Genomic DNA, 26451 nt, shown 5'->3' with positions numbered 1-26451 from the left:
TACCATGCGCGAAGCGTCCCATGCCTTGCCGTTCGATCCTGCCGGCATCGTCCTTGACCGGCGCCGCGGCCTTAGCCAGCAGCTGTACCAGGCCTTGCGCGCGCGGGTGCTGGACGGTCGGCTGGGCAGTGGTACGCGCTTGCCCGCCACCCGCGACCTGGCGGCGATCCTGGGGTTGTCGCGCAATAGCGTGGTGCGGGCGTACGACCAGTTGTACGCCGAAGGTTTCATTGAAAGTCGGGTGGGCGACGGCACCTATGTCAGCCAGCTGGAAAAACTATCCACACAACTGTCCACAGGGTTATCCCTGGGTTTATCAACAGAGTTATCCACAATTTCTCCTTTTGATACTGAGGATTTATCCAGCTTGGCAGCTTCCAGCGTGCCGTTGCAGCGTCTGCAAAAGCACCATTTGCCGCCGCCAAAAAATGGCGCTCCCCGTGCTTTCCGGGTGGGCGTGCCGGCCTATGACCTGTTCCCGTTCGAGGTGTGGGCCAAGCTGCATGCGGGTTTCTGGCGAAACCCCGATCCTTCGGCTCTCGGCTACGGCGACCCGGCGGGGGAGCTGGCGCTGCGTGAGTTGATTGCCACTTACTTGCGCCGGTCGCGGGGGCTCTCCTGCACCGCTGAACAAATTTTGATCACCCATGGCGCCCAGGAGGCCATCAGCCTTTGTGCACAGTTGCTGCTGCAGCCAGGTGATGCCGTGGCTGTGGAAAACCCTGGGTACCGCGCGGCGGGGCACGCGTTTGCCTTGGCCGGGGCACAGCTCAGGGGCATGCCGGTGGACGACGAGGGCATGGATTGCACGGGCCTGGCGGACTGCCGCTTGGCCTATGTGACGCCAGCCCACCAGTACCCGACGGGTGTCACCATGAGCCTGGCAAGGCGTCTGGCGCTGCTGGCCTGGGCAGAGCGGGAACAGGGCTGGATCATCGAGGACGACTATGACGGCGAGTACCGCTACAGCGGCGCGCCACTGGCACCGCTGGCGACCTTGGATCGGCAAGGCCGGGTGCTGTATGTCGGCACCTTCGGCAAGATTGCCTTCCCCGCGCTGCGCCTGGGTTACCTGGTACTGCCCGTGCACCTGGTGCAGGCATTCAGCCGTGGTCGGGCCTTGGCGGTGCGTCACTCGGAGGTGGGTACCCAGTGGGTAATGGCGCAGTTCATGGCCCAGGGGCATTTCCAGCGGCATATCCGACGGATGCGGCGGGCGGCGTTGGCGCGGCGCGATGTGCTGATGGCCGGCTGGCCGCTGGATGTGCCGGGGTTGGGGGCGATGCCCGAGGTGGCGGCGGGGCTGCATGTGAAAGTGGATGTGGATAACTTTGCGCGGGAGCAGGCACTGGTAGCGCAGGCGCAGGCGGTTGGGGTGGAGGTGAATCCGCTGAGCTCATTCTGGCTGGAGGACAGTCAAGTGCCTGTGGATAACCGCGCAGGGCTGGTGCTGGGGTTCGCCGCAGTGCCGCAAGCCCAGGTTGCGGACGCCTTGATGCGCCTGCGCAAGGCCTGGCGACGCTGAACTGGGGCTGCAGAGCAGCCCCAATAACGTCAAGTGCCCGACTTGATCCGGGTCCAGGCCCGGGTCCGCGCCCGCTCGGCATCCCGTGGCAACGGCTTCAGGGTATACAGCTTGGCCATCGCCTCTGCGGTCGGATACAGGTTCGGGTTGTCGCGGATCGCCGGGCTGACCTTGTCGGTGGCGTCCTTGTTCGGGTTGGGGTACCCGACGAAATCGCTGATCGGGGCGATGACCTCTGGGCGCAGCAGATAATTGATGAAGGCGTGGGCATCCGCGGGGTTGGCCGCGTTCTTCGGGATCGCCAGCATGTCGAACCAGATCGGCGCGCCTTCCCTGGGCAGGCGCATGTCCACCACCACGCCGTTGTTCGCCTCGCGCGCCCGGTTGGCGGCCTGGGAAAAGCTGCCCGAATAACCCACCGCCACGCAGATGTCGCCATTGGCCATATCGGCCATGTACTTGGAGGAGTGGAAGTAAGTGATGTACGGGCGAATCTGCAGCAACAGGTCCTGGGCCTTTTGGTAGTCCGCCGGCTTGCCGCTGTTGGGGTCCAGGCCCAGGTGCGCCAAGGCCAGCGGCAGGATCTCCGACGGTGAGTCGAGCAGCGCGACGCCGCATTGCTTGAGCTTGGCAATGTTCTCTGGCTTGAAGATCAGGTCCCAGCTATCCACCGGCGCGTCGTCGCCGAGCGCGGCCTTGACCTTGGCCGGGTTGAAGCCGATCAGCACGGTGCCGTACATGTAGGGCACCGCATGCCGGTTGTCGGGGTCGTTGGCCTCGATCAGCTTCATCAGCGCCGGGTCCAGATGCTGCCAGTTGGGCAGCTTGGCGCGGTCCAGCGGTTGGAACACGCCGGCTTCGATCTGCTTGGCGAGGAACACATTGGAGGGCACCACCACGTCGTAGCCGGAGTTGCCGGTGAGCAGCTTGGCCTCCAGCGCCTCGTTGGTGTCGAAGATGTCGTAGACCAGCTTCACGCCGCTGTCTTGCTGGAAACCGCTGAGGGTCTGCGGGGTGATGTAGTCGAACCAGTTGAAGACCCGCAAGGCGCGCTGTTCGGCATGGGCCTGGAGCGCGCCGGCGAGCAGGCCGGCGGTGACGAGCGGGGCGAGCAACGTTTTCAGTCTGGCCATGATCAGGCTCCTGGCTGGGCGCGCTGGAAGCCTTCCAGCACATTGACCGCGTTGATACCGATTTGTGCTACGGCATAGCCGCCTTCCATCACGAACAGGGTGGGCTTGCCGAGCCGGCCGATGCGCTCGCCCATGGCCAGGTAGTCCGGGCTGTCCAGCTTGAACTGGGAGATCGGATCGTCCTTGAATGTATCCACGCCAAGGGAGATCACCAACACCTCGGGGTCATAGCGGTCGATGCGCTGGCAGGCGTCTTCCAGGGCGCCGCTCCAGACGCTCCAATCGCTACCGGCGGGCAGTGGGTAGTTGATGTTGCAACCTTCACCCGCGCCTTCGCCGGTTTCGTCGGCATAGCCGAGGAAAAACGGGAATTCGTCTTGCGGGTCGCCGTGGATCGAGGCGAAGAACACATCGCCACGGTGGTAGAAGATGTCCTGGGTGCCGTTGCCGTGGTGGTAGTCGACGTCGAGGATGGCCACTTTGCGCCGGCCCTGGTCGAGGAAGGCTTGGGCGGCGATGGCAGCGTTGTTCAGGTAGCAGTAGCCGCCCATCACCTCGGCGGCGGCGTGGTGCCCAGGCGGGCGGCACAGGGCGAAGGCCGCTGGGGCGCCCTGCTGGATCGCGGCCTGGGCGGTCAGGGCCACTTGGGCGGCGCTGTAGGCGGCCTGCCAGGTGCCGGCGGTGATAGGCGCGCCGGCGTCGAAGCTGTAGTAGCCGAGCTCGCCGTGCAGGCCGCTGGGCTTGAGCTGGCGCAGGGTGCGCGCGGGCCAGGTGAACGGCAGCAGGTCGCCTTGCTGGCCGAGGGCCGCCCAGCGTGCCCAGGCGCCTTCGAAGAAGTTCAGGTAGTCGGCGCTGTGAATGCGCTGCAACGGGGCACGACCGAAATCGCTTGGACCCTGCACGGGGCCGAGATTGCGCTGCTTGACCTGCTCCAGGACGTGGTCGGCACGGGAGGGCATTTCGAAGCAGGGCATCAGCTTGCCGTCGATCAGCTCGCAGCGGCCATGGTGCAGGCGGTGGTCATCGGAATAGATCGTCAGCATTTATTGTTCTCCGGGTGGGGCTGGCGTGGACCAATTCTGCTGGGCAGCCAGGTGAGGGAGAACGATGGCAACGGCCAAAAGGGGATCGATGTGGCCAAGCCATCCTGGCCGACCTATCGCGGGGCAGGTCAACCGCGAAAATGGCTGGGCGCCACGCCGCTCCAGCGCTGGAAGGCATGGCGAAAACTGGCGGTTTCGCTGAAGCCGAGGCTTTCGGCGATGCGATAGATCGGCATCTGGTCCTCGGCCAGCAATTGCTTGGCCCGTTCGAAGCGCAGCTCGTCGAGCAGCTGTTGATAACTGCTGCCCAGCGCCTGCAAGTGCCGGCGCAAAGTGCGCGACGAGCAGTTCATCTGCCGCGCCAAGCCCTCCAGCCCGGGCGCCGCATCCAGCTGCTGGAGCAGCAGCTGGCGAATCCGCCCCAGCCAGGCCTGGCGCCCGGTGAACTCCAGGTTCAGGCGCCGGCAGCGCTCGCTCATCGCCTTGTGGGTGACCGGGTCGGCCAGCGGCAGCGGCATGTCCATCCAGCGGCGCTCGAAGGCGAACGCGTTGTCGCTCGCCGAGAAGCCCAGGGGGCATTGGAATGCACTGTCGTAGAGCGGGTGATAGCGGGGGCGGGGGTGTTCGAAGCGGGCCGCCAGCAATGGTAGCGGGCGCCCTAGCAGGTCGTCGCAGATCACCTTGAGCGACCCCAGGCAGAACTCGGCATTGAATGCAGCCAGACCCGGCGCGTCGTAGTGCTCGCTGGCGCTGACCCAGATACGCTGGCCATCGTCCACCAGGCGGAGCTGGAAGACTGTTCCCAGCAGTGCCGGAAAGCGCAACGCCAGGCGTAGGGCGTCACCCAAAGTGGCACTGGAGAGCAGGGCGTAACCGAGCATGCCGTAGCACGACACATGCATGCGCCGGCCCAGCTCCAGGCCGATGTCCGCGCGGCGGGCCACGGCGTTGGCGCAGACTTGCAGTTCCTGCTGGGTGGTGATGCGGGCGTCGGCATGGCCCAGGTCGGCCGGGCCTATGCCGCTGCCGGCGAGCATCTGCTGCGGGTCGACGCCGTCCTCCTGGAACACCGTGAGGATCAGCGAAACCGCGTTGAGGGTGGTGAGGTGGCTGTGCAACATGCTCGGCGTCCCGTTGGGCTGAGAAGCTTTAGCGAGCAAGTTATATGCCGCTCCTACAGAGATGGCACAGGGTTTGAAGCGCAGGCATAAAAAAAGGGCCCGGAGCGTGCGCTCGGGCCCTTGAAAGGTTGAGAGGTGTCTAGTCCCTCGACCTGGTGAGACTGTTTGCAGCGGCCTGGGTTACGCCTTCAGCGGAACCAGACGGGGAGCGATCATGTTTTCCGGACGCAGGATGTCGTTGAGCATCGCTTCGTCCAGCAGCTTCTCTTCGCGCACCAGTTCCAGCACGCCGCGGCCGGTTTCCAAGGCGACGCGGGCGATACGGGTGGCATTTTCGTAGCCGATGTACGGGTTCAGGGCGGTGACCAGGCCGATCGAGTGCTCGACCAGTTCACGGCAGCGCTGTTCGTTGGCGGTGATGCCGACGATGCAGTGCTCGCGCAGCATGTCCATGGCGCGTTGCAGCAGGCGAATCGAGTCGAAGATCTTGTAGGCGATCAGCGGCTCCATCACGTTCAGCTGCAGTTGGCCACCTTCGGCGGCGACGGTCAGGGCCAGGTCGTTGCCCATGATGGCGAAGGCCACCTGGTTGACGGCCTCGGGAATAACCGGGTTGACCTTGCCTGGCATGATCGAGCTGCCTGGCTGGCGCGCCGGCAGGTTGATCTCGTTGATGCCGGTGCGTGGGCCGCTGGACAGCAGGCGCAGGTCGTTGCAGATCTTCGACAGCTTGACCGCGGTGCGCTTGAGCATGCCGGAGAACAGCACGAAGGCGCCCATGTCGGAGGTGGCTTCGATCAGGTCGGCGGCCGGGACCAGCGGCTGACCGCTGATGGTCGCCAGGCGCTGCACGGCCAGGGCCTGATAGCCAGGGTCGGCGTTGATGCCGGTGCCGATGGCGGTGCCGCCCAGGTTGATTTCGGTCAGCAGTTCCGGGGCCAGCGAGCGCAGGCGCTGCAGGTCTTCGGTCATGGTGGTGGCGAAGGCGCGGAATTCTTGGCCCAGGGTCATCGGCACGGCGTCTTGCAGTTGGGTACGGCCCATCTTCAGGACGTGGTCGAACTCTTTACCCTTGGCGGCGAAGGCCTGGATCAGGCTGTCGAGGCTGGCCAGCAGGGCGTCGTGGCCCAGCAGCAGGCCCAGACGGATCGCGGTCGGGTAGGCGTCGTTGGTCGACTGCGCCATGTTCACGTCGTTGTTCGGGTGCAGGTACTGGTACTCACCTTTCTGGTGGCCCATGTGCTCCAGCGCGACGTTGGCGATGACTTCGTTGGCGTTCATGTTGGTGGAGGTGCCAGCACCGCCCTGGATCATGTCCACCACGAACTGTTCGTGGAAGTCACCCTTGATCAGGCGGGCGCAGGCTGCGCTGATGGCAGCGTGCTTGGCATCGCTCAGGTGCCCCAGCTCACGGTTGGCGTCAGCAGCGGCCTGCTTGACCATCGCCAGGCCGACTACCAGTTTCGGGTAGTGCGACAGCGGAACGCCGGAGAGGTGGAAGTTGTTGGCAGCGCGCAGGGTCTGGATGCCGTAGTAGGCATCGGCAGGGACTTCAAGGGTACCAAGCAGATCTTTTTCGACGCGGAACGATGCAGCGGAAGACATGATAGATATCATCTCGATTTTGACCCGGCACCTGCCGGAATGGCGCCAATCCTAGGGCTGCCCAGATTTTGCGGCCAATGCTGTTGCACGCTAACCTATGCGCAAACGGCATACGGTTTGATGTGACGCCGATTGACAATCGAGCGTGTTCCATTTTGGTGCACGCGTTGCGGAGTAGTCGATGAACCTCGAAAGCAAGTGGCTGGAAGACTTCAGTGCCCTGGCCTCTACCCGTAGTTTTTCGCAGGCGGCCGAGCGCCGCTTCGTTACTCAGCCTGCCTTCAGCCGGCGCATTCGCAGCCTGGAGGCGGCGCTGGGGCTGACCTTGGTGAATCGTTCCCGCACCCCCATCGAATTGACCGAGGCCGGGCAGCTGTTTCTGGTAACCGCGCGCACCGTTGTCGACCAGTTGAGCGAAGTGCTGCGCCACTTGCACCACCTCGAAGGTGGCCAGGGCGAGGTGATCCAGGTGGCCGCCGCGCACTCGCTGGCATCGGGCTTTTTCCCCCGTTGGGTGGCACAGCTGCGCAACGATGGGTTGAACATCGCCACCCGCCTGGTTGCGACTAACGTCGGAGATGCCGTGCATGCCCTGCGCGAGGGTGGCTGCGACCTGATGCTGGCGTTCTACGACCCGGACGCGGCGTTGCAGATGGACGCCGAGATCTTCCCGTCCTTGCATATGGGCAACACCGAAATGCTTCCGGTGTGCGCGGTGGGCACCGACGGCAAGCCGTTGTTCGACCTGGAAGGCGAGGGCAGCGTACCGCTGCTGGCCTACAGCGCCGGTGCCTTCCTTGGTCGTTCGGTCAACCTGCTGCTGCGCCAGCGCAACCTGCGCTATACCACGGTCTATGAAACCGCCATGGCCGACAGTCTCAAGAGCATGGCCCTGGAAGGCATGGGTATCGCCTGGGTGCCGAAGTTGTCGATGCGCGGCGAGCTGGAGCGGGGCGAGCTGGCGATCTGCGGTGGCAGTCAGTGGCATGTGCCGCTGGAAATCCGCCTGTACCGTTGCGCCCTGGTGCGCAAGGCCAACGTGCGCTTGCTGTGGCGCAAGCTGGAGGGTGGCTCAGTTGACCCGAAAGTCAGCCAAACCCCCGAAAAATAAGGGCGACAGTTGGTCGCCAGGGGTGCCGTGATCGTCCATCGTTACGCTATACTGCGCGGCCCCTCGACCGGATAGATCCGGTCATGATCAGCAAACAAGCCACGCCGGTCGTCCCGCGTGGCTTGTTGTTTTTTGACGCGCCTGCGGGCGCACAAGCGAAGAGGCTCGACGATGAGTGCACTGGTTGGCGTGATCATGGGCTCCAAGTCCGATTGGTCCACCCTTAGCCACACCGCCGATATGCTGGAAAAACTCGGCATTCCCTACGAAGTGAAGGTGGTTTCCGCCCACCGCACGCCGGACCTGCTGTTCCAGTACGCCGAGGAGGCCGAGGGCCGCGGCATCGAGGTGATCATCGCCGGTGCCGGTGGCGCAGCCCACCTGCCAGGCATGTGCGCCGCCAAGACCCACTTGCCGGTGCTGGGTGTGCCGGTGCAGTCGTCGATGCTGTCGGGCGTCGACTCGCTGCTGTCGATCGTGCAGATGCCGGCCGGCGTGCCGGTTGCCACCCTGGCCATCGGCAAGGCCGGCGCGATCAACGCGGCGTTGCTCTCGGCGAGCATCCTCGGTGCCAAGCACCCGCAGTTCCACGCGGCGCTCAAGCAGTTCCGCACCGAGCAGACCGACACCGTGCTGGACAATCCAGACCCGCGTCAGGCTTGAGGCTGAATATATGAAGATCGGTGTAATCGGTGGTGGCCAGCTGGGCCGCATGCTGGCCTTGGCGGGCACCCCGCTGGGCATGAACTTCGCCTTCCTCGACCCGGCGCCGGACGCCTGCGCCGCACCACTGGGCGAGCATCTGCGCGCCGACTACGGCGACCAGGACCACCTGCGCCAACTGGCCGACGAAGTCGACTTGGTGACCTTCGAGTTCGAGAGCGTGCCGGCCGAAACCGTTGCCTTCCTCTCGCAGTTCGTGCCGGTGTACCCGAGCGCCGAAGCGCTGCGGATCGCCCGCGACCGGCTGTTCGAAAAGAGCCTGTTCCGCGACCTGGGCATCCCGACCCCGGCGTTCGCCGATATCCTTTCGCAAGCCGATCTCGACGCCGCCGTGGCCAGCATCGGCCTGCCGGCCGTGCTCAAGACCCGCACCCTGGGTTACGACGGCAAGGGCCAGAAGGTCCTGCGCAAGCCCGAGGATGTGGTCGGCACCTTCGCCGAGCTGGGCAGCGTGCCGTGCCTGTTGGAAGGCTTCGTGCCGTTCACCGGCGAGGTCTCGCTGGTGGCTGTGCGTGCCCGTGATGGCGAAACGCGCTTCTACCCGCTGGTGCACAACACCCACGACAGCGGCATCCTCAAACTGTCGGTGGCCAGTGAGGGGCACCCGCTGCAGGCCCTGGCCGAGGACTATGTCGGCCGTGTGCTGCAAAAGCTCGACTATGTCGGCGTGATGGCCTTCGAGTTCTTCGAGGTCGACGGAGGCCTGAAGGCCAACGAGATCGCCCCGCGCGTGCACAACTCCGGGCACTGGACCATCGAAGGCAGCGAGTGCAGCCAGTTCGAGAACCACCTGCGCGCCGTGGCCGGCCTGCCGCTGGGCTCGACCGCCAAGGTCGGCGAAAGCGCCATGCTCAACTTCATCGGTGAGGTGCCGGCGGTGGACAAGGTCATCGCCATCGACGACTGCCACCTGCATCACTATGGCAAGGCGTTCAAGGTCGGACGCAAGGTCGGTCATGCCACCCTGCGCTGCGCCGACATGGCCACGCTCAAGGCCAAGATTGCCGAAGTAGAGGCGTTGATCGCCGGCTGATCGAACTTCTGCCAGGCAATGCCGCTCTGAGATGGCAACATGCCAAAGCGCTGACTAGGCTTTGGCTTGTTCCATCTTCACCACAGAGGGATTGCCATGGGCATCATTGGAACCATCTTCATCGGCCTGATCGTCGGCCTGCTGGCGCGTTTCCTGAAACCAGGGGACGACAGCATGGGCTGGATCATGACCATCCTCCTCGGCATTGCCGGCTCGCTGGCCGCCACCTATGGCGGGCAGGCACTGGGCATCTACCAGGCCGGGCAGGCCGCAGGCTTCTTCGGCGCCCTGGTTGGCGCGATCATCCTGCTGGTGATCTACGGCTTCATCAAGAAACGCTGAATTCCCGCTAGAATGCCCGGCAATTCATCCTGAGTTGCCGAGCATGCGTGCGTTATTTCTCCTTCCCCTGCTGCTGGCCAGCACCCTGGCCCATGCCGAGCTGCCTGAGACCGACTGGCTGGAGTTGATGCCCAAGTCGGACCAGAAGGCCCTCGAGCAGATGCCCGAGATCGACCACAACTCCCCGGAAGCCCTGGGCACCTTCACCGCCAAGGGTGGGCTGAAGCAGAGCAAGGGCCTGCCGGCGGTGATGTATTCGACCAAGACCGTCGCTGCGATGAACGGCAAGCAGATTCGCCTGGGTGGCTACCCGGTGCCGTTGGAAAGCGATGCCAAGGGCAACAGCACGCTGTTCTTCCTGGTGCCCTACCCAGGGGCATGCATCCACGTGCCGCCGCCGCCACCGAACCAGCTGGTGCTGGTGCGCTATCCAAAGGGGCTGAAAATCGACGATATCTACACGCCGCTGTGGGTGACCGGCACGCTGAAGGTGGAGACGGTCAGCAATGACCTGGCGGATGCGGCGTATGCCCTGGATGCCGGGCAGGTGAGGGTGGTGGAAGACGCCGATCTGTGAAGCCTGTTCGCCGGCAAGCCAGCTCCTACAGAACACATGTAGGAGCCGGCTTGCCGGCGAACAGGCCCCTGCCGACAGCTGAAACTATTGAATCAGAGCGCTTCGCTACCGATCGCCACGCTCATCGAATGACTGGCCCCCGGCCTCAGCGTCACCACATCATCCATCACATTCGCCGTCTCGATGCACAGCATGCGCTGCCAGCCATCGTCGGCCATGTCCGGCAGGTCGCGGGCGCGGTCGATCCAGGGGTTCCAGATCACCGCGGTGCGTGAGCCGCCAGCGGTGAGGGTGATGCGTCGGTTCCAGTGCGGATCGACAATCGCCAGTCGCTCAGGCGCGTTCAGGTAGATGCGATCAGTCTCGCCGGCAAAACCCAGGTTGCCCTGCTGCTTGCGTTGTTCCCAGTTGGCCAGGGTTTCGATATAGGCCAACCCGTCCACGCCTTCCACTTGTACCTGGCGCACATCGCTCACCGCGAAGTAGCTGTGCAGGGCTTGGCTCAGGGTGACATCGGTGTTGCCAAGGTTATAGCTGGTAAGGGTCAGCTGCAGTTGCTGGCCCAGTTCCACCACCAGCTTGAGCTCGACTTCGTGCGGCCAACCCGGCAGATCGCCCAGGGCTTCGGGCTGCGCGAACTCGATGCGCAGGGTGTCGCCGGTTTCCTCGACATTCAGCAATTGCCAGTCGCGCCCGCGCACCAGGCCGTGGGCCGGTGCTTGCCCGCCTGTGTACATGGCTTTGACCGAATCGGGGTTGCGCTCGAAGATGCCGAACCATGGCCAGCACACCGGGGCGCCGGCGCGCACCGACTTGCCCTGGCGGAAGATGGCCTGGTCGCTCAGCCACAGCAGCGGCGGTTCGCCGATCCGCTGGTAGCTGAGGACTTGCGCGCCCTGCTGGGCGATCAGTAGTTCGGCATGGTCGCTGGTGATGCGCCAGCAGTTGAGTTCGCCGTGTAGCTCGGTGTCGACCTGGAAGTTAGCCATTGCGCTCGTCTCATGGATTGCCTGTCGGGTCGTTGGACCCGGTGACGTGCAATGAGTTTACCGCTCGCTCGGCTCAGCGACGAGGCACCGAACGGGTACGGCCACTGCCATCGATGGCGACGAACACGAACACCGCCTCGGTAACCTTGCGCCATTCGCTGGACAGCGGGTCGTCGCTCCATACCTCGACCATCATCTGGATCGAGCTGCGGCCAATTTCCAGGGTCTGGGTATAGAAGGACAGCTGCGCGCCCACGGCTACCGGCACCAGGAAAGCCATGCGGTCGATGGCCACAGTGGCCACTCGGCCACCGGCGACGCGGCTGGCCATGGCGGTGCCGGCCAGGTCCATCTGGGCGACCAGCCAGCCGCCGAAGATATCGCCGAAACCGTTGGTTTCGCGTGGCAGCGCGGTGATCTGCAAGGCCAGGTCGCCCTGCGGGATAGGATCTTCTTGTTCGAGCTCAATCATGCGGTGGGGCCTCTGACCCGTGACGCTTCGTTGGTGGCGCAGTAATGGACGCCGTAAAAACGATTCAGCAACACGCATACTACGCTGATTTCGCTTCGGGAGGCGGCCGAAGGGAGACTCTGCGAAACAGTCCGACGATACTGACCGACGTTTTCGCACAATATCCCTCAGTAGAAGCAACCTTTTCCTACGAACGGGCAGTATATATACCCGCACAGCCAGCGACGACCGCACATTCATGAATATCTGTATGGATTTTGTACCGCTATGAGCGCGGCTCGGCAATTTGCTATCTTCGCTGCCTGACCTCCGAGAAGCCGCATGCCAAGCGGTCCGCAGACCTATAAGAGAAACAACAGCGATGACCTCCGCGCAGACCCGTATCGAGCAGCCATCCCGGCCGCTGTCCCGCAGTGACTACAAGACTCTCTCGCTGTCCGCCCTTGGCGGTGCCCTGGAATTCTACGACTTCATCATCTTCGTGTTCTTCGCCACGGTGGTAGGCAAGCTGTTCTTCCCGGCCGACATGCCCGAGTGGCTGCGCCTGATGCAGACCTTCGGCATTTTCGCCGCCGGCTACCTGGCGCGGCCGCTGGGCGGCATCGTCATGGCCCACTTCGGCGACCTGCTCGGGCGCAAGAAGATGTTCACCCTGAGCATATTCCTGATGGCCGTGCCGACCCTGGTGATGGGCCTGCTGCCGACCTATGCGCAGATCGGCCTGTGGGCGCCGATCCTGCTGCTGCTGATGCGGGTTATCCAGGGCGCGGCTATCGGTGGCGAGGTGCCTGGCGCCTGGGTGTTCGTCTCCGAGCACGTACCGGCGCGCAACACCGGTTATGCCTGCGGCACGCTGACCGCCGGCCTGACCTCGGGCATCCTGCTGGGCTCGCTGGTGGCGACGCTGATCAACACGGTCTACAGCCCGGAGGAGGTGGCGGACTACGCCTGGCGGATCCCGTTCCTGCTCGGTGGGGTGTTCGGCTTCTTCGCCGTCTACCTGCGCCGCTGGCTGCACGAAACCCCGGTGTTCGCCGAGATGCAGGAGCGCAAGGCGTTGGCCGAAGAGCTGCCGCTGCGCGCGGTGCTGCGCGACCATCGTGGCGCGATCATCCTGTCGATGTTGCTCACCTGGCTGCTGTCGGCCGGCATCGTGGTGGTGATCCTGATGACCCCGGCGCTGCTGCAGAGCCTGTACCATGTCAGCCCCACCGATTCGCTCAAGGCCAACAGCCTGGCCATCGTCCTGCTCAGTGTCGGTTGCATCGGCGCCGGCAGCCTGGCCGACCGCTTTGGCGCGGGGCGGGTGTTCATCGTCGGCAGCCTGGCGTTGCTGGCCTCTTCCTGGGCCTTCTACCACAGCCTGCCGACCCGTCCGGACCTGCTGTTCCCGCTGTATGCCCTGACCGGCCTGTGCGTGGGCATCGTCGGCGCCGTGCCCTATGTGATGGTCAAGGCGTTCCCACCGGTGGTGCGTTTCAGTGGGTTGTCGTTCTCCTACAACCTGGCCTACGCGATTTTTGGTGGGCTGACGCCGATGGTGGTGACCGCGCTGCTGAAGTTCAGCCCGATGGCGCCTGCGTACTATGTGGCTTGCCTGTGTGCCGTTGGTCTGGCCGTGGGTATCTACCTGCTGGCCAGGAAACGCTGACGGTTCGCCGGCAAGCCGGCTCCTACAAGGGCGCGTAATACCTGTAGGAGCCGGCTTGCCGGCGAATGGGCCAAACCTGCCTGCCCCCTCCTGAAACATCCTGAAAAGGCCATCCCGGTAACCGGTGATGGCCTTTCATCCAATTGTCACATTCGAGTCATAGAGTGTTCATGCGGCCTGCAGATACTTGGGCCCGTTCCATCACAACCCCTACGATATTCCTGCTAGGAGCAAGGCATGAAACTGAAGCGTTTGATGGCGGCCCTGACCTTTGCCGCCGCTGGCGTCGCTGCCGCCAATGCGGTCGCCGCTGTCGATCCTGCAATCCCGACCTACACCAAGACCACCGGTGTATCGGGCAACCTCTCCAGCGTCGGTTCCGACACCCTCGCGAACCTGATGACCCTGTGGGCCGAGGCCTACAAGAAGGAATATCCGAACGTAAATATCCAGATCCAGGCCGCCGGCTCCTCCACCGCGCCACCCGCGCTGACCGAAGGCACCGCCAACCTGGGCCCGATGAGCCGCAAGATGAAGGACGTCGAGCTGCAGGCCTTCGAGCAGAAGTACGGCTACAAGCCGACCGCCATTCCGGTTGCCGTCGACGCCCTGGCCGTGTTCGTGCACAAGGACAACCCGATCAAAGGCCTGACCATGGCTCAGGTCGACGCCATCTTCTCCTCCACCCGCCTGTGCGGTGGCAAGGCTGACGTGAAGACCTGGGGCGACGTGGGCGTGACCGGCGACCTGGCCAACAAGCCAGTGCAGCTGTTCGGCCGCAACTCGGTATCCGGCACCTACGGCTACTTCAAGGAAGAAGCCCTGTGCAAAGGCGACTTCAAGCCTAACGTCAACGAACAACCTGGCTCGGCTTCGGTCGTGCAGTCGATCAGTTCGTCGCTGAACGGCATCGGCTACTCGGGCATCGGCTACAAGACCGCCAGCGTCAAGACCGTGCCACTGGCCAAGAAAGAAGGCGGCGCCTTCGTTGAAGACAACGAGGCCAACGCCCTGAACGGCACCTATCCGCTGTCGCGCTTCCTGTACGTCTACGTCAACAAGGCGCCGAACAAGCCGCTGGCCCCGCTGGAAGCCGAGTTCGTCAAGCTGGTGCTGTCGCAAGCCGGCCAACAGGTCGTGGTCAAGGACGGCTACATCCCGCTGCCTGCCAAAGTGGTCGACAAGACCCTGGCTGACCTGGGCCTGTCCCACGCTGGCAACGTTGCAAAGAAGTAATTAGGCAGTAACCGGAAGAGGTCGGCAGCGAATGCGCCGGCCTCTTTCCATGAATTCGTCAGTCCGAGGCCAGGGCTCCTGCGCGTCGGGCTTTGTTGCGTCACTGCACTGTCATGTTTTTGTCATACGGGACCGCTAGGGTGTGCGCATGAATGATCTGGCCAACTCCACCATGACCCAAAATTCTCCTCCCGTGCGGATTGACTTCAATACGCCCGAGTTGCAACGCAAGCGCCGCCTGCGCGCGCTCAAGGATCGCCTGACCCGCTGGTACGTCCTGGTGGGCGGGCTGGCCGTGCTGGCGGCGATCACGCTGATCTTCTTCTACCTGGCCTACGTGGTGCTGCCGTTGTTCCAGGGCGCCGAACTGACCAGCAAGAAAGCCCTGGAGCCGACCTGGCTGCAGCAGGATGCTGGCAAGCCGCTGCTGATCGCCCTCGAGGAACAGAACCTCGTGGGCATGCGCGTTTCCGATAAGGGCCAGGCGCTGTTCTTCGACACCAAGACCGGTGCCGAGGTGAAGCGCGTCGACCTGCCGCTGCCGGCCGGCGCCCAGGTCAGTTCGATCAGCACCGACCAACCGGGTAGCCCGTTGGTGGTGCTGGGCCTGTCCAACGGCCAGGCGATCGTGTTCCACCACACCTACAAGATCACCTACCCGGACAACAAGAAGACCATCGAGGCGGGCATCGACTTTCCCTATGGTCAGGACGCCTTCACCCTCGACGATCAGGGCCGTGCTCTGGAACACGTGAGCGTCAACGTCAATGGCGAGACCTTGCTGCTGGCCGGCTCCACCGGTTCGCACCTGCAGGTCATCGAGCTGGCGCGCACCGAGAACATGATGACCGGCGAGGTCACTACCGAGCAGAACCGCATCGAGCTGCCGCAGATGACCGAGACGGTGAAGAACATCTTCATCGATCCGCGTCAGCAGTGGCTGTACGTGGTCAACGGCCGGGCTACCGCCGATGTCTTCAACCTGCGCGACAAGAGCCTCAACGGGCGCTACAAGCTGTCCGAGAACGGCGACACCGAAATCACCGCGACCGCCCAGCTGGTCGGCGGCATTTCGCTGATCTTCGGCGATTCCAAGGGTGGCCTGAGCCAGTGGTTCATGGCCCGCGACCCGGATGGCGAGTCGCGCTTCAAGCTGATTCGCAGCTTCCAGCTGAGCAAGGCGCCGGTGGTGCAGATCGACGCCGAGGAGCGCCGCAAGGGCTTCATCGCCCTGGACAGCGACGGCAAGCTCGGCGTATTCCACAGTACCGCGCACCGTACCCTGCTGGTCGAGTCGGTGGCTGACGGCGCGGGTGTCCTCGCCCTGTCGCCGCGCGCCAACCGCGTCATCATCGAGGCGGGCGGCAAGCTGCTGCCCCTGAGCCTGCGCAACCCGCACCCTGAGATCTCCTTCAGCGCGCTGTGGGGCAAGGTCTGGTACGAGAACTACGACGAGCCCAAGTACGTCTGGCAGTCGACTGCCTCGAACACCGACTTCGAACCCAAGCTGAGCCTGTCGCCGCTGACCTTCGGTACGCTCAAGGCCGCGTTCTACGCGATGATCCTGGCCGCGCCGCTGGCCATCGCCGCCGCCATCTACACCGCCTACTTCATGGCCCCGGGCATGCGCCGCAAGGTCAAGCCGGTGATCGAGCTGATGGAAGCGATGCCGACGGTGATCCTTGGTTTCTTCGCCGGCCTGTTCCTCGCGCCGTACCTCGAAGGCCACCTGCCGGGCGTGTTCAGCCTGTTCCTGATCATGCCGATCGGCATCCTGGTGGCGGGCTTCAGCTGGAGCCGCTTGCCGGAGTCGATCCGTCTGCGCATCCCGGATGGTTGGGAAGCGGCGATCCTGATCCCGGTCATTCTCGCGATCGGTTGGTTCGCCCTGTACATGAGTCCGTTCCTCGAAAGCTGGTTCTTCGGCGGCGACATGCGCCTGTGGATCAGCCACGACCTGGGCATCACCTACGACCAGCGCAACGCCCTGGTGGTGGGTATCGCCATGGGCTTCGCGGTCATCCCGAACATCTACTCCATCGCCGAAGACGCCGTGTTCAGCGTGCCGCGCAGCCTGACCCTGGGCTCCCTGGCCCTGGGCGCGACGCCCTGGCAGACCCTGACCCGCGTGGTCATCCTCACCGCCAGCCCGGGTATCTTCTCGGCGCTGATGATCGGCATGGGCCGCGCGGTGGGTGAGACCATGATCGTGCTCATGGCCACCGGCAACACCCCGGTGATGGAGTTGAACCTGTTCGAGGGCATGCGCACCCTGGCCGCCAACGTGGCCGTGGAAATGCCTGAGTCGGAAGTCGGCGGCAGCCACTATCGTGTGCTGTTCCTCGCCGCCCTCGTGCTGCTGATGTTCACCTTCGTGATGAACACCTTGGCCGAGCTGATTCGCCAGCGCCTGCGCAAGAAATACTCGTCGCTTTGATAGAAAGGTAGAGATCCGTGAAAAAGGATTCCCTCAAAGGCTGGTTCAAGAGCGGCGCCCCTGGCGTCTGGATCAGCGGTGGCGCGGTGGCCATGGCGGTCATCATGACCGTCGGCCTGCTGGCCGTGATCGCCGTCCGTGGCCTGGGCCACTTCTGGCCGGCCGACCTGATCCAGGCCACCTACAAGGTACCCGGCCAGGCCGACCATGTGATCATCGGCGAAGTGGTGCAGAAGGAAGAGGTACCGCGTGAACGCCTCAAGGGCGCCGGTTTGCCGGTGCCCGACCAGGGCCCGGAGTTCATGACCCGCGAGCTGGTCAAGATCGGCAACCGCGACCTCAACGGCAGCGACTTCACCTGGCTGGTCGGTGACTGGCTGGTGGACCAGCAAAAACCGACCGACCTGATCGCCCTGGAACGCCGCGAGTGGGGCAACTTCTACGGCTACCTGGTCAGCGTCAAGGAAGAAGGCCGCGTGGTCGCCCAGGGCCCCGAGGCCTGGAACGAACTGCAGGCCCGTCTCAAGCGCGCCAGCGAGCTCAACGACCAGTTGGTGAAGCTGGAGAAGAAGGACATCGGCGCCATCAACCATGGTCTCGAGCGTCTGCGGCTGCAAGCGCGCAAGCTCGAGCTCAACGGTAAGCTGGATGCCGCCGCCCAGGCCGACATGGATGCCGAGCGCGCCGAGCTGAACAACCGCTACAAGGCCATCGAGGAGCGCCTGACCGGCCTGCACCAGGCCTTCGCCCGCGACAGCCTGGTGGCCCGTGACGGCAACGGCCGCGAAGTGGAGATCAACCTGAGCAAGGTGGTCCACGCGATCCAGCCGAACGCCATGTCCGGCCTGACCAAGATGGGCGCCTACTTCAGCAAGGTGTGGGAGTTCCTCAGCGACGACCCGCGTGAGGCCAACACCGAAGGCGGTATCTTCCCGGCTATCTTCGGCACCGTGATGATGACCCTGATCATGGCCGTGATCGTCACACCGTTCGGTGTGCTGGCTGCGGTGTACTTGCGCGAATACGCCAAGCAGGGCCCAGTGACCCGGCTGATCCGCATTGCGGTGAACAACCTGGCGGGTGTTCCGGCGATCGTCTATGGCGTGTTCGGCCTGGGCTTCTTCGTCTATGTGCTGGGCGGCTCGATCGACCGGTTGTTCTTCCCCGAGTCGCTGCCGGCGCCGACCCTGGGCACTCCTGGCCTGCTGTGGGCCTCGCTGACCCTGGCGTTGCTGGCGGTGCCGGTGGTGATCGTGGCCACCGAGGAAGGCCTGGCGCGGATCCCGCGTACCGTGCGCGAGGGCTCGCTGGCCCTGGGCGCGACCAAGGCCGAGACCCTGTGGAAGATTGTCCTGCCGATGGCCAGCCCGGCCATGATGACCGGCATGATCCTCGCCGTGGCTCGCGCCGCTGGCGAAGTGGCCCCGCTGATGCTGGTGGGGGTGGTGAAGCTGGCGCCGTCGTTGCCGCTGGATGGCAACTACCCGTACCTGCACCTGGACCAGAAGATCATGCACCTGGGCTTCCACATCTATGACGTCGGCTTCCAGAGCCCCAACGTCGAGGCCGCGCGGCCGCTGGTGTACGCCACCGCGTTGCTGCTGGTGCTGGTGATCGCCACCCTCAACCTCTCGGCGGTGTGGATCCGTAACCACCTGCGCGAGAAGTACAAGGCCCTCGACCACTGAGTTCAGCTTTAAGCCACAAGCGGCAAGCTCCAAGCAGATTGCCGCTCTGTCCAAACTTGCAGCTAGCAGCTTGAAGCTTGCAGCTTCAAATGGAGTAAGAACATGCAACACGAAGCTCATACCCACGGCATCGACATGTCGGCCCTGGGCCGCGACAAGCAGAGCCTGCGCCTTGCCGAAGAGACCGTGGCCATCGAAGTTCCCGGCCTGTCCCTGTTCTACGGCGACAAGCAAGCGCTGTTCGACGTCAGCATGAACATCCCCAAGCAGCGCGTGACTGCCTTCATCGGCCCGTCCGGCTGCGGCAAGTCCACGCTGCTGCGCACCTTCAACCGCATGAACGACCTGGTCGACGGTTGCCGCGTCGAGGGCGCCATCAACCTGTATGGCAACAACATCTACCGCAAGGGCGAGGACGTGGCCGAGCTGCGCCGCCGCGTGGGCATGGTGTTCCAGAAGCCCAACCCGTTCCCCAAGACCATCTACGAGAACGTGGTCTACGGCCTGCGCATCCAGGGCATCAACAAGAAGCGCGTGCTCGACGAGGCCGTGGAATGGGCGCTCAAGGGCGCCGCGCTGTGGGATGAAGTGAAGGATCGCCTGCATGACTCGGCCCTGGGCTTGTCCGGCGGCCAGCAGCAGCGTCTGGTGATCGCCCGGACCATAGCCGTGGAGCCGGAAGTGCTGTTGCTCGACGAGCCGTGCTCGGCACTGGACCCGATCTCGACGCTGAAGGTTGAAGAGCTGATCTACGAACTGAAATCCAAGTACACCATCGTCATCGTGACCCACAACATGCAGCAGGCGGCCCGGGTTTCGGACTACACCGCGTTCATGTACATGGGCAAACTGGTCGAATTCGGTGATACCGACACCCTGTTCACCAACCCGGCGAAGAAGCAGACCGAAGACTACATCACCGGGCGCTACGGCTAACCACCGACCATAGGGTGCCTGTGTAGGAGCGGCCTTGTGTCGCGAAAGGGCCGCGAAGCGGCCCCGGGATCTCAGCCGTGATGTACACATTGCCGGGGCTGCTTTGCAGCCCTTTCGCGACACAAGGCCGCTCCTACAGGCCAAGGAACGACACGAATCACATTAGGCTGCCTGAAGCTTGCAGCTTCTTCGCGGAGCGAAACGATGATCAACAAAGAAAGCCTTACCCACCACATCTCCCAGCAGTTCAACGCCGAGCTCGAAGAGGTGCGCAGCCACCTCCTGGCCATGGGCGGCCTGGTCGAGAAACAGGTGAACGACGCCGTCACCGCGCTGATCGAGGCCGACTCGGGCCTGGCCCAGCAAGTGCGCGAAGTCGACGAACAGATCAACCAGATGGAGCGCAACATCGACGAGGAGTGCGTGCGCATCCTCGCCCGTCGCCAGCCGGCGGCCTCCGACCTGCGCCTGATCATCAGCATCTCCAAGTCGGTGATCGACCTCGAGCGCATCGGCGACGAGTCGACCAAGATCGCCCGCCGCGCCATCCAGTTGTGCGAGGAAGGCGAGTCGCCACGCGGCTATGTCGAGGTGCGCCATATCGGCGACCAGGTGCGCAACATGGTCCGCGACGCGCTGGACGCCTTTGCCCGCTTCGACGCCGACCTGGCGCTGTCGGTGGCCCAGTATGACAAGACCATCGACCGCGAGTACAAGACCGCGCTGCGCGAGCTGGTCACCTACATGATGGAAGATCCGCGTTCGATCTCCCGCGTGCTCAGCGTGATCTGGGCCCTGCGTTCGCTGGAGCGCATTGGCGACCACGCACGCAACATCTCCGAGTTGGTGATCTACCTGGTGCGCGGCACCGACGTGCGCCACATGGGCCTCAAGCGCATGAAGGCCGAGGTGCAGGGCGAAGCGTTCGATGAGGGCGAAATCGCTAATGTTCCGGCTGAACCGGACGATAAATAAGGTTGCTCCCGAGCATGAACGCCCGGCACTCGCCGGGCGTTTTCGTTTGCGGTCGAGCACCAGCAGGCACCCGCGAACCGTGTGAGAAGTCCCGGCGTGACCAGTGGTTTGGCAAATGGCCATCAGTCGGCGGTATGCTAGTCGGGATTCAAGAGGAGTATCGATGAGTAAAGTCAATGTACTGGTTGTGGATGACGCGCCGTTCATCCGCGATCTGGTGAGGAAGTGCCTGCGAAATGCCTTCCCGGGCATGGTGATCGAGGACGCGGTCAACGGCCGCAAGGCCATGGCCATGCTGAGCAAGGAACGTTTCGACCTGGTCCTGTGCGACTGGGAGATGCCGGAGATGTCCGGCCTCGAACTGCTGACCTGGTGCCGCCAGCAGGAAGAGATGAAGACCATGCAGTTCATCATGGTGACCAGCCGTGGTGACAAGGAGAACGTGATACAGGCCATCCAGGCCGGCGTCTCCGACTTCGTCGGCAAGCCGTTCACCAACGAGCAGCTGTTGACCAAGGTGAAGAAGTCCCTGACCAAGATCGGCAAGCTCGACAGCCTGATGGCCAGCGCGCCGGCGCGAGTCAACTCGGCGTTCGCCAACGACTCGCTGAGCGCCCTGACCGGCGGTCGCCCGGAAGTGGCCAAGGTCGCCGCGCCGGCGGTGGCAGCGGCACCGGCGGCCAAGCCGCTGATCAACGCGCCGACGCCCAAGAGCGCCGCCGCTTCTGCGCAGAGCGGCCGTGGCCAAGGCCAGTTGCGCCTGGCCAGCGGCACCCAGCCGTGCGTGATCAAGGCCCTGAGCCTCAAGGAGGCGTTGCTGGTGGTGCGACGCAGCGCCAACCTGCCGCAGGTGCTCGAAGGTGCGGTGCTGGATCTGGAGCAGGGCGAGAACGCCGAGACCGCGCGGCTGAACGGCTACCTGCACGCCATCGCGGCGCTGGAACCCAAGCCTGAGAGCGACTGGCTGCAACTGACCTTCAAGTTCGTCGACCAGGATGCGCAGAAGCTCGACTACCTGTCGCGGCTGATCGCCCGGGGCACGGCGCAGAAGCACTTCACCCCAGGCGCCTGATATCGGTTTGCTGCCCTGACCCCGTAGGAGCCGGCTTGCCGGCGAACACCGGCGCAGCCGGTGCCAGGCACCGCGACGCTTGCTTCGCCAGCAAGGCGGGCTCCTACTTGTCACCCGACCAACTGTCATATCCCTCTCAAATCCGGCTGCTAGGCTTCGACAGAACGCAACTGTCAAAAAGCCACCATCATGCCGCCCTCCCGACTGCTGCTGTTCTGTGCCTTGCTCACGGCCTCGGCGTCGAGCCTGGCCATGACCATCTACAAGACCACCGATACCTATGGCGTGGTTTCCTATTCCGACCGACCCAGCGTGGGCGCCAAGGTTTTCGTGTTCCGCGAACCCATGGTCGAGCGCCTGGACGGCCAGGTGCGGCTGAAGACCGAGGATTTCGCCGGCGGCGTGCGCTTTGTCGCGCGCAATGAGCTGTTCGTGCCGATGGAAGTTGAACTGCGTGTGGAGCGCCTGGCCAATGCCCAGGGCGGTAACGCCCCGCGCATCGTCCGGCGCCTGGTGCCGCCGCGCTCAAACCTGATCCTCAGCGTGGTGCAGGCTCGCCAAGGGGCTCGCCTCAAGTACGACACCAAGTTCCGCTACGCCATGGGCGATCCGGGCCAGCGCCCGCAGGGCTACCGTTATCCGTTCCCCTGGAAGGGTGGGCCGTTCCGCCTGAGCCAGGGCCCCAACGGGCGTTTCAGCCACTTCGGGCCCAAGGGCCGCTATGCCATGGACATCGCCATGCCCGAAGGCACGCCGATCATCGCGGCACGCGGTGGAGTGGTGGTGAAGATCGAGAACAACCAGAGCGGGCGGGGCAACAATCCGGCGGGCAATTTCGTCAGGATCCTGCACCCGGACGGCACCATGGGGGTTTACCTGCACCTGATGCGCGGTTCGGTGGTGGTGGGCGAGGGGCAGCGAGTGACCCAGGGGCAGGCGTTGGCCAAGTCGGGCAACACCGGCAACAGCAGCGGGCCGCACCTGCATTTCGTGGTGCAGCGCAATGTGGGGCTGGCGCTTGAGTCGATCCCGTATCAGTTCGACCGGCCAATCGGTGGTTTGCCGGACTTTACCGCAGGGAATCCATGACGCCTTGCGGAGCAAGCCCGCACCCACGGATGTAGGCGCGGGCTCTCGGGTCAATCGAGCTTCAGCACCTTGGCCAGCACGATCTTCGGCCCTTTCATCTTCTTGATGATGATGCGCAGGCCTTCGACCTCCAGCACTTCCTCTTCCTCGGGCACCCGCTTGAGGGTCTCGTAGACCAGGCCGGCCAGGGTTTCCGCCTCGATATGGTCAAGGTCCACGCCCAGCAGGCGCTCGACCTTGAACAGCGGCGTATCACCGCGCACCAGCAGCTTGCCCGGCTGGTAGGCGAGGATGCCGCGCTCGGTCTTGCGGTGTTCGTCCTGGATATCACCCACCAGCACTTCCAGCACATCTTCCATGGTCAGGTAGCCGATGACCTTGCCGTCGGCTTCCTCGACCAGCACGAAGTGCGCGCCGCCCTTGCGGAACTGCTCCAGCAGCTGGGACAGCGGCATGTGCCGGGAAACGCGCTCCAGCGGGCGCGCGAGGTCTTCGAGGTCGATGGTCTCGGGCAGGTGATCCAGCTCGGCCAACTCCAGCAGCAGGTCCTTGATGTGCAGCAGGCCGGTGAACTCTTCGCGCTCGGCGTCGTACACCGGGTAGCGGCTGAACTTGTGCCGGCGCAGCAGCGCGAGGATCTCCTTGAGCGGCGCGCGGGCATCGATGCTGACCATGTCTTCGCGCGAATTGGCCCAGTCGACCACTTCCAGCTCGCCCATTTCCACCGCCGAGGCCAGCACGCGCATGCCCTGGTCGCTCGGGTCCTGGCCACGGCTGGAGTGCAGGATCAGCTTGAGCTCCTCGCGGCTGTAGTGGTGCTCGTGGTGCGGGCCAGGCTCGCCTTGCCCGGCGATGCGCAGGATGGTGTTGGCGCTGGCGTTGAGCAGGTAGATGGCTGGGTACATAGCCCAGTAGAACAGGTACAGCGGCACGGCGGTCCACAGCGACAGCAGCTCGGGCTTGCGGATCGCCCACGACTTGGGCGCCAGCTCGCCGACCACGATATGCAGGTACGAGATCACGAAGAAGGCGACGAAGAACGAGATCGCCTTGATCAGCTCGGGGGTGTCGACACCGATATAGGCCAGCAGTGGCTCGAGCAGGTGGGCGAACGCCGGCTCGCCGACCCAGCCCAGGCCCAGCGAGGCCAGGGTGATACCCAGCTGGCAGGCCGAGAGATAGGCGTCGAGCTGGTTGTGCACCTTGCGCAGGATGCTGCCGCGCCAGCCATGCAGCTCGGCGATGGACTCGACGCGGGTGGCGCGCAGCTTGACCATGGCGAACTCGGCGGCGACGAAGAAGCCGTTGAGCAGCACCAGGAACAAGGCGAAGAGAATCATGCCGAAATCGGCGAACAACGAGGTGAGGCTGATACCAGGGGAAGGGTCCATGATGGGGTTTTTACGGGGTCCGTCTTTGAGAATGGGAGAAAAAAAGTGCCAGCGATGGCTGGCACAGGGGATCCAATGTAGCGGCTGAAGCCGCAAAAGCAAAGGGGCGTGCTGCCATTGGCAACTGTAGGAGCCGGCTTGCCGGCGAACCACCACGTCGCTTGGTTCGCCGGCAAGCCGGCTCCTACGGGTCAATTCTTGCCAGGTACCAACTGTGCCGGCGCAAAATGACAGGTGAAGGTGCTGCCATGTCCAGGCACGCTGCTGATTTCCAGGCGGCCGCGGTGGCGCATCAGCACGTGCTTGACGATCGCCAGGCCAAGCCCGGTGCCGCCGGTGTTGGAGGCGCGGCTGGAGTCGACTCGGTAGAAGCGCTCGGTCAGGCGCGGCAGGTGCTTGGCGTCGATGCCCACCCCTGAGTCCTGCACGCTCAAGTGCGCGCCTTGTTCGTCGGCCCACCAGCGGATGTGGATATTGCCTTGGTCCTGAGTGTACTTGACCGCGTTGAACACCAGGTTGGAGAAGGCGCTGCGCAGCTCCGACTCACTGCCTTTGAGGCGAATGCCGGGGGCCGCTTCCAGGGTGATGCTCTGGTTGCGCGGGCCGGACAGCGCCTGGGCGTCGTTCTTGATCGCCCCGAGCAGGGTATCGACCAGCACTGGCTGGTTGTCCGACGGGTAGTCGGTGGCTTCGAGCTTGGCCAGCAGCAACAGGTCGTTGAGCAGGGTCTGCATGCGCGCGCCTTGCTGGTTCATCTGTTGCAGGGCGCGGCTCCAACGCGGGTTCACGTCCTCGACGTTGTCCAGCAGGGTTTCCAGGTAGCCGGTGATAACCGTCAGCGGCGTGCGCAGCTCGTGGGAGACGTTGGCGACGAAGTCCTTGCGCATCTGCTCGAGCTGGTGGATGCGGGTGACATCGCGCACCAGCATCAGGTGTTCGTTGTTGCCATAGCGGGTGAGGTGCAGTTGCACGCGCAGGCGGTCGTTGATCGGCGAGGGGATTTCCAGCGGCTCGGCGTAGTTCTGCGACTCGAAGTACTCCTTGAACCGGGGGTGGCGGACCAGGTTGGTCACCGGTTGGCCACCGTCCTGCGGGGTCTTGAAGCCCAGCAGGGTCTCGGCTGCGCGGTTCCACCATTCAAGGTTGCCGTCGCTGTCGAGCATGATCACCGCGTCGCGCAGCGCCGCGGTGGACTCCTGGACCCGGTCGATCACCGCCTGCAGGCGGCCGCGCACGCGCTGGTCGCGGCGTTGCAGGTGGTAGATGCTGTCGAACACCTCGCCCCACAGGCCGTAGCCGTCGGGTGGTGCTTCGTCGGGTTGGTGATTGCGCAGCCAATCGTGCAGGCGCAGCAGTTGCTTGAGCGTCCAGGCCAGGTAAAGCGCCAGGCCGATGGCCAGGCTCCAGCCGTAATAGCCGCTGATCAGGCCGCCGATCAGGCAGGCGGTGATCAGCAGCAACATGTGGCGAATCAGGGTCGCGTGCCAGTTCTGGTTCAATTGACAGTCCTTGTACAGCGGGTGCCAGGGGCTTCGCTCAGCTTTTTGTCGAGAAGCGATAACCGGTGCCGCGGACGGTTTGTACCAGATTTTCGTAGGCTTCACCCAGTGCCTTGCGCAGGCGCCGGATGTGCACGTCGACGGTGCGCTCCTCGACGTAGACGTTGCCGCCCCAGACCTGGTCGAGCAGCTGCCCGCGGGTGTAGGCGCGCTCCTGGTGGGTCATGAAGAACTGCAACAGGCGGTATTCGGTGGGCCCCATCTCGGCGGGCTTGCCGTCGATGGTCACGCGGTGGCTGATCGGGTCGAGCAGCAGCCCGCCCACCTCGATGGGTGCCTCGCTGTCGCTCGGCCCGGTGCGGCGCAGCACGGCTTTAAGGCGCGCGACCAGTTCGCGGGGCGAGAACGGCTTGGTGATGTAGTCGTCGGCACCAACTTCCAGGCCCTGGATCTTGTTGTCCTCTTCGCCCTTGGCGGTGAGCATGATGATCGGGATGTCGCCGGTCAGCTCGTCGCGCTTGAGGCGCCGGGCCAGTTCGATGCCCGAGGTGCCCGGCAGCATCCAGTCGAGCAGGATCAGGTCCGGCTTGCGGTCGACGATGATGGCGTGGGCCTGCTGCGAGTTCTCTGCCTCGAGGCAGTCATAGCCGGCCATTTCCAATGCAACGGCGATCATCTCGCGGATAGGCGCTTCGTCGTCGACGATCAGAATGTTTCTGCCAACCATGCTCAATTACCTCTCCCAGGAACGATGTCTTGGCCCGCATTAGATAACGGAATTATTGCAGCTGTGTGACAGCTCA

General features: G+C 64.1%; 23 protein-coding genes. 14 read left to right on the top strand and 9 right to left on the bottom strand.

Annotated features, from left to right (window positions below; all coding sequences use genetic code 11):
- The first annotated feature begins 4 nt into the window (after window positions 1-4).
- The gene (gene pdxR / locus ACODS5_RS00240; RefSeq protein ID WP_489107637.1) at window positions 5-1525 is read left to right on the top strand and encodes a MocR-like pyridoxine biosynthesis transcription factor PdxR; all 1521 of its coding nucleotides are present in this window, start codon (window positions 5-7) and stop codon (window positions 1523-1525) included.
- Between the two features lie 29 nt (window positions 1526-1554).
- Here the strand turns inward: pdxR and ACODS5_RS00235 are convergent, their stop codons facing one another.
- The 4 genes from ACODS5_RS00235 to aspA form a co-directional block, all read right to left on the bottom strand.
- The gene (locus ACODS5_RS00235) at window positions 1555-2658 is read right to left on the bottom strand and encodes a polyamine ABC transporter substrate-binding protein (protein WP_489107636.1); all 1104 of its coding nucleotides are present in this window, start codon (window positions 2656-2658) and stop codon (window positions 1555-1557) included.
- A 2-nt stretch (window positions 2659-2660) separates the two neighbouring features.
- Window positions 2661-3701 (bottom strand): histone deacetylase family protein, encoded by a 1041-nt coding sequence (locus ACODS5_RS00230; protein ID WP_134689156.1) that lies wholly within the window; start codon window positions 3699-3701, stop codon window positions 2661-2663.
- Window positions 3702-3829: 128 nt separating this feature from the next.
- Window positions 3830-4822, bottom strand: a complete 993-nt coding sequence (locus ACODS5_RS00225; RefSeq protein ID WP_134689157.1) for an AraC family transcriptional regulator — start codon at window positions 4820-4822, stop codon at window positions 3830-3832.
- A gap of 180 nt (window positions 4823-5002) precedes the next feature.
- Complete coding sequence (gene aspA, locus ACODS5_RS00220; protein ID WP_134689158.1) at window positions 5003-6427, bottom strand: aspartate ammonia-lyase; 1425 nt, start codon at window positions 6425-6427, stop codon at window positions 5003-5005.
- Between the two features lie 181 nt (window positions 6428-6608).
- Between aspA and ACODS5_RS00215 the strand changes: the two genes are divergently transcribed.
- The 5 genes from ACODS5_RS00215 (at window position 6609) to ACODS5_RS00195 (ending at window position 10213) form a co-directional block, all read left to right on the top strand.
- Entirely contained in the window at window positions 6609-7538 is a 930-nt protein-coding gene (locus ACODS5_RS00215; RefSeq protein ID WP_134689159.1) for a LysR substrate-binding domain-containing protein, read from the top strand.
- Between the two features lie 171 nt (window positions 7539-7709).
- Window positions 7710-8201, top strand: coding sequence for a 5-(carboxyamino)imidazole ribonucleotide mutase (gene purE, locus ACODS5_RS00210; protein ID WP_134689160.1), 492 nt, complete (start codon window positions 7710-7712; stop codon window positions 8199-8201).
- A 10-nt stretch (window positions 8202-8211) separates the two neighbouring features.
- Complete coding sequence (locus ACODS5_RS00205) at window positions 8212-9294, top strand: 5-(carboxyamino)imidazole ribonucleotide synthase (RefSeq protein ID WP_489107635.1); 1083 nt, start codon at window positions 8212-8214, stop codon at window positions 9292-9294.
- Window positions 9295-9390: 96 nt separating this feature from the next.
- On the top strand, window positions 9391-9636 hold the full coding sequence (locus tag ACODS5_RS00200; RefSeq protein ID WP_023629866.1) for a GlsB/YeaQ/YmgE family stress response membrane protein: 246 nt from the start codon (window positions 9391-9393) through the stop codon (window positions 9634-9636).
- A gap of 43 nt (window positions 9637-9679) precedes the next feature.
- A complete protein-coding gene (locus ACODS5_RS00195) occupies window positions 9680-10213 on the top strand; it encodes a DUF3299 domain-containing protein (RefSeq protein WP_134689162.1) in 534 nt (177 codons plus the stop codon).
- A gap of 92 nt (window positions 10214-10305) precedes the next feature.
- Here the strand turns inward: ACODS5_RS00195 and ACODS5_RS00190 are convergent, their stop codons facing one another.
- Both ACODS5_RS00190 and ACODS5_RS00185 read right to left on the bottom strand, forming a co-directional pair.
- Window positions 10306-11202, bottom strand: coding sequence for a D-hexose-6-phosphate mutarotase (locus tag ACODS5_RS00190; RefSeq protein WP_134689163.1), 897 nt, complete (start codon window positions 11200-11202; stop codon window positions 10306-10308).
- 73 nt (window positions 11203-11275) lie between these two features.
- A complete protein-coding gene (locus ACODS5_RS00185) occupies window positions 11276-11674 on the bottom strand; it encodes an acyl-CoA thioesterase (RefSeq protein WP_003253317.1) in 399 nt (132 codons plus the stop codon).
- 361 nt (window positions 11675-12035) lie between these two features.
- Between ACODS5_RS00185 and ACODS5_RS00180 the strand changes: the two genes are divergently transcribed.
- The 8 genes from ACODS5_RS00180 to ACODS5_RS00145 all read left to right on the top strand — a co-directional run bounded on the left by ACODS5_RS00180 (window position 12036) and on the right by ACODS5_RS00145 (window position 22758).
- Complete coding sequence (locus tag ACODS5_RS00180) at window positions 12036-13325, top strand: MFS transporter (protein ID WP_134689164.1); 1290 nt, start codon at window positions 12036-12038, stop codon at window positions 13323-13325.
- Window positions 13326-13562: 237 nt separating this feature from the next.
- Entirely contained in the window at window positions 13563-14561 is a 999-nt protein-coding gene (locus tag ACODS5_RS00175) for a phosphate ABC transporter substrate-binding protein PstS (RefSeq protein ID WP_134689165.1), read from the top strand.
- Between the two features lie 148 nt (window positions 14562-14709).
- Window positions 14710-16998, top strand: a complete 2289-nt coding sequence (locus ACODS5_RS00170; RefSeq protein ID WP_489107634.1) for an ABC transporter permease subunit — start codon at window positions 14710-14712, stop codon at window positions 16996-16998.
- 17 nt (window positions 16999-17015) lie between these two features.
- Window positions 17016-18686 (top strand): phosphate ABC transporter permease PstA, encoded by a 1671-nt coding sequence (pstA, locus tag ACODS5_RS00165; RefSeq protein WP_134689167.1) that lies wholly within the window; start codon window positions 17016-17018, stop codon window positions 18684-18686.
- Between the two features lie 102 nt (window positions 18687-18788).
- Window positions 18789-19622 (top strand): phosphate ABC transporter ATP-binding protein PstB, encoded by an 834-nt coding sequence (pstB, locus tag ACODS5_RS00160; protein WP_134689168.1) that lies wholly within the window; start codon window positions 18789-18791, stop codon window positions 19620-19622.
- 204 nt (window positions 19623-19826) lie between these two features.
- Entirely contained in the window at window positions 19827-20597 is a 771-nt protein-coding gene (gene phoU / locus ACODS5_RS00155) for a phosphate signaling complex protein PhoU (protein ID WP_023630537.1), read from the top strand.
- A gap of 163 nt (window positions 20598-20760) precedes the next feature.
- On the top strand, window positions 20761-21669 hold the full coding sequence (locus ACODS5_RS00150) for a response regulator (RefSeq protein WP_489107633.1): 909 nt from the start codon (window positions 20761-20763) through the stop codon (window positions 21667-21669).
- Between the two features lie 189 nt (window positions 21670-21858).
- Window positions 21859-22758: a peptidoglycan DD-metalloendopeptidase family protein gene (locus tag ACODS5_RS00145; RefSeq protein ID WP_134689170.1), complete on the top strand. Its 900-nt coding sequence runs from the start codon at window positions 21859-21861 to the stop codon at window positions 22756-22758.
- Window positions 22759-22808: 50 nt separating this feature from the next.
- Here the strand turns inward: ACODS5_RS00145 and ACODS5_RS00140 are convergent, their stop codons facing one another.
- From ACODS5_RS00140 to phoB, 3 genes are all read right to left on the bottom strand, one after another.
- Window positions 22809-24149, bottom strand: coding sequence for a hemolysin family protein (locus tag ACODS5_RS00140; protein ID WP_134689171.1), 1341 nt, complete (start codon window positions 24147-24149; stop codon window positions 22809-22811).
- 191 nt (window positions 24150-24340) lie between these two features.
- Window positions 24341-25612 (bottom strand): phosphate regulon sensor histidine kinase PhoR, encoded by a 1272-nt coding sequence (gene phoR / locus ACODS5_RS00135; protein WP_489107840.1) that lies wholly within the window; start codon window positions 25610-25612, stop codon window positions 24341-24343.
- A gap of 73 nt (window positions 25613-25685) precedes the next feature.
- A complete protein-coding gene (gene phoB, locus ACODS5_RS00130) occupies window positions 25686-26375 on the bottom strand; it encodes a phosphate regulon transcriptional regulator PhoB (RefSeq protein WP_003253341.1) in 690 nt (229 codons plus the stop codon).
- Window positions 26376-26451: the final 76 nt, after the last annotated feature.

This window comes from Pseudomonas sp. FG47, from assembly GCF_057809115.1.
This window is presented reverse-complemented; position numbering and strand designations above follow the sequence as displayed.

Excerpts from the sequence above, each read along its gene's own strand:
- pdxR (WP_489107637.1), top strand. The coding sequence starts at position 5 with ATGCGCGAAGCGTCCCATGCCTTGCCGTTCGATCCTGCCGGCATCGTC.
- ACODS5_RS00235 (WP_489107636.1), bottom strand. The coding sequence starts at position 2,658 with ATGGCCAGACTGAAAACGTTGCTCGCCCCGCTCGTCACCGCCGGCCTG.
- ACODS5_RS00230 (WP_134689156.1), bottom strand. The coding sequence starts at position 3,701 with ATGCTGACGATCTATTCCGATGACCACCGCCTGCACCATGGCCGCTGC.
- ACODS5_RS00225 (WP_134689157.1), bottom strand. The coding sequence starts at position 4,822 with ATGTTGCACAGCCACCTCACCACCCTCAACGCGGTTTCGCTGATCCTC.
- aspA (WP_134689158.1), bottom strand. The coding sequence starts at position 6,427 with ATGTCTTCCGCTGCATCGTTCCGCGTCGAAAAAGATCTGCTTGGTACC.
- ACODS5_RS00215 (WP_134689159.1), top strand. The coding sequence starts at position 6,609 with ATGAACCTCGAAAGCAAGTGGCTGGAAGACTTCAGTGCCCTGGCCTCT.
- purE (WP_134689160.1), top strand. The coding sequence starts at position 7,710 with ATGAGTGCACTGGTTGGCGTGATCATGGGCTCCAAGTCCGATTGGTCC.
- ACODS5_RS00205 (WP_489107635.1), top strand. The coding sequence starts at position 8,212 with ATGAAGATCGGTGTAATCGGTGGTGGCCAGCTGGGCCGCATGCTGGCC.
- ACODS5_RS00200 (WP_023629866.1), top strand. The coding sequence starts at position 9,391 with ATGGGCATCATTGGAACCATCTTCATCGGCCTGATCGTCGGCCTGCTG.
- ACODS5_RS00195 (WP_134689162.1), top strand. The coding sequence starts at position 9,680 with ATGCGTGCGTTATTTCTCCTTCCCCTGCTGCTGGCCAGCACCCTGGCC.
- ACODS5_RS00190 (WP_134689163.1), bottom strand. The coding sequence starts at position 11,202 with ATGGCTAACTTCCAGGTCGACACCGAGCTACACGGCGAACTCAACTGC.
- ACODS5_RS00185 (WP_003253317.1), bottom strand. The coding sequence starts at position 11,674 with ATGATTGAGCTCGAACAAGAAGATCCTATCCCGCAGGGCGACCTGGCC.
- ACODS5_RS00180 (WP_134689164.1), top strand. The coding sequence starts at position 12,036 with ATGACCTCCGCGCAGACCCGTATCGAGCAGCCATCCCGGCCGCTGTCC.
- ACODS5_RS00175 (WP_134689165.1), top strand. The coding sequence starts at position 13,563 with ATGAAACTGAAGCGTTTGATGGCGGCCCTGACCTTTGCCGCCGCTGGC.
- ACODS5_RS00170 (WP_489107634.1), top strand. The coding sequence starts at position 14,710 with ATGAATGATCTGGCCAACTCCACCATGACCCAAAATTCTCCTCCCGTG.
- pstB (WP_134689168.1), top strand. The coding sequence starts at position 18,789 with ATGCAACACGAAGCTCATACCCACGGCATCGACATGTCGGCCCTGGGC.
- phoU (WP_023630537.1), top strand. The coding sequence starts at position 19,827 with ATGATCAACAAAGAAAGCCTTACCCACCACATCTCCCAGCAGTTCAAC.
- ACODS5_RS00150 (WP_489107633.1), top strand. The coding sequence starts at position 20,761 with ATGAGTAAAGTCAATGTACTGGTTGTGGATGACGCGCCGTTCATCCGC.
- ACODS5_RS00145 (WP_134689170.1), top strand. The coding sequence starts at position 21,859 with ATGCCGCCCTCCCGACTGCTGCTGTTCTGTGCCTTGCTCACGGCCTCG.
- ACODS5_RS00140 (WP_134689171.1), bottom strand. The coding sequence starts at position 24,149 with ATGGACCCTTCCCCTGGTATCAGCCTCACCTCGTTGTTCGCCGATTTC.
- phoR (WP_489107840.1), bottom strand. The coding sequence starts at position 25,612 with ATGTTGCTGCTGATCACCGCCTGCCTGATCGGCGGCCTGATCAGCGGC.
- phoB (WP_003253341.1), bottom strand. The coding sequence starts at position 26,375 with ATGGTTGGCAGAAACATTCTGATCGTCGACGACGAAGCGCCTATCCGC.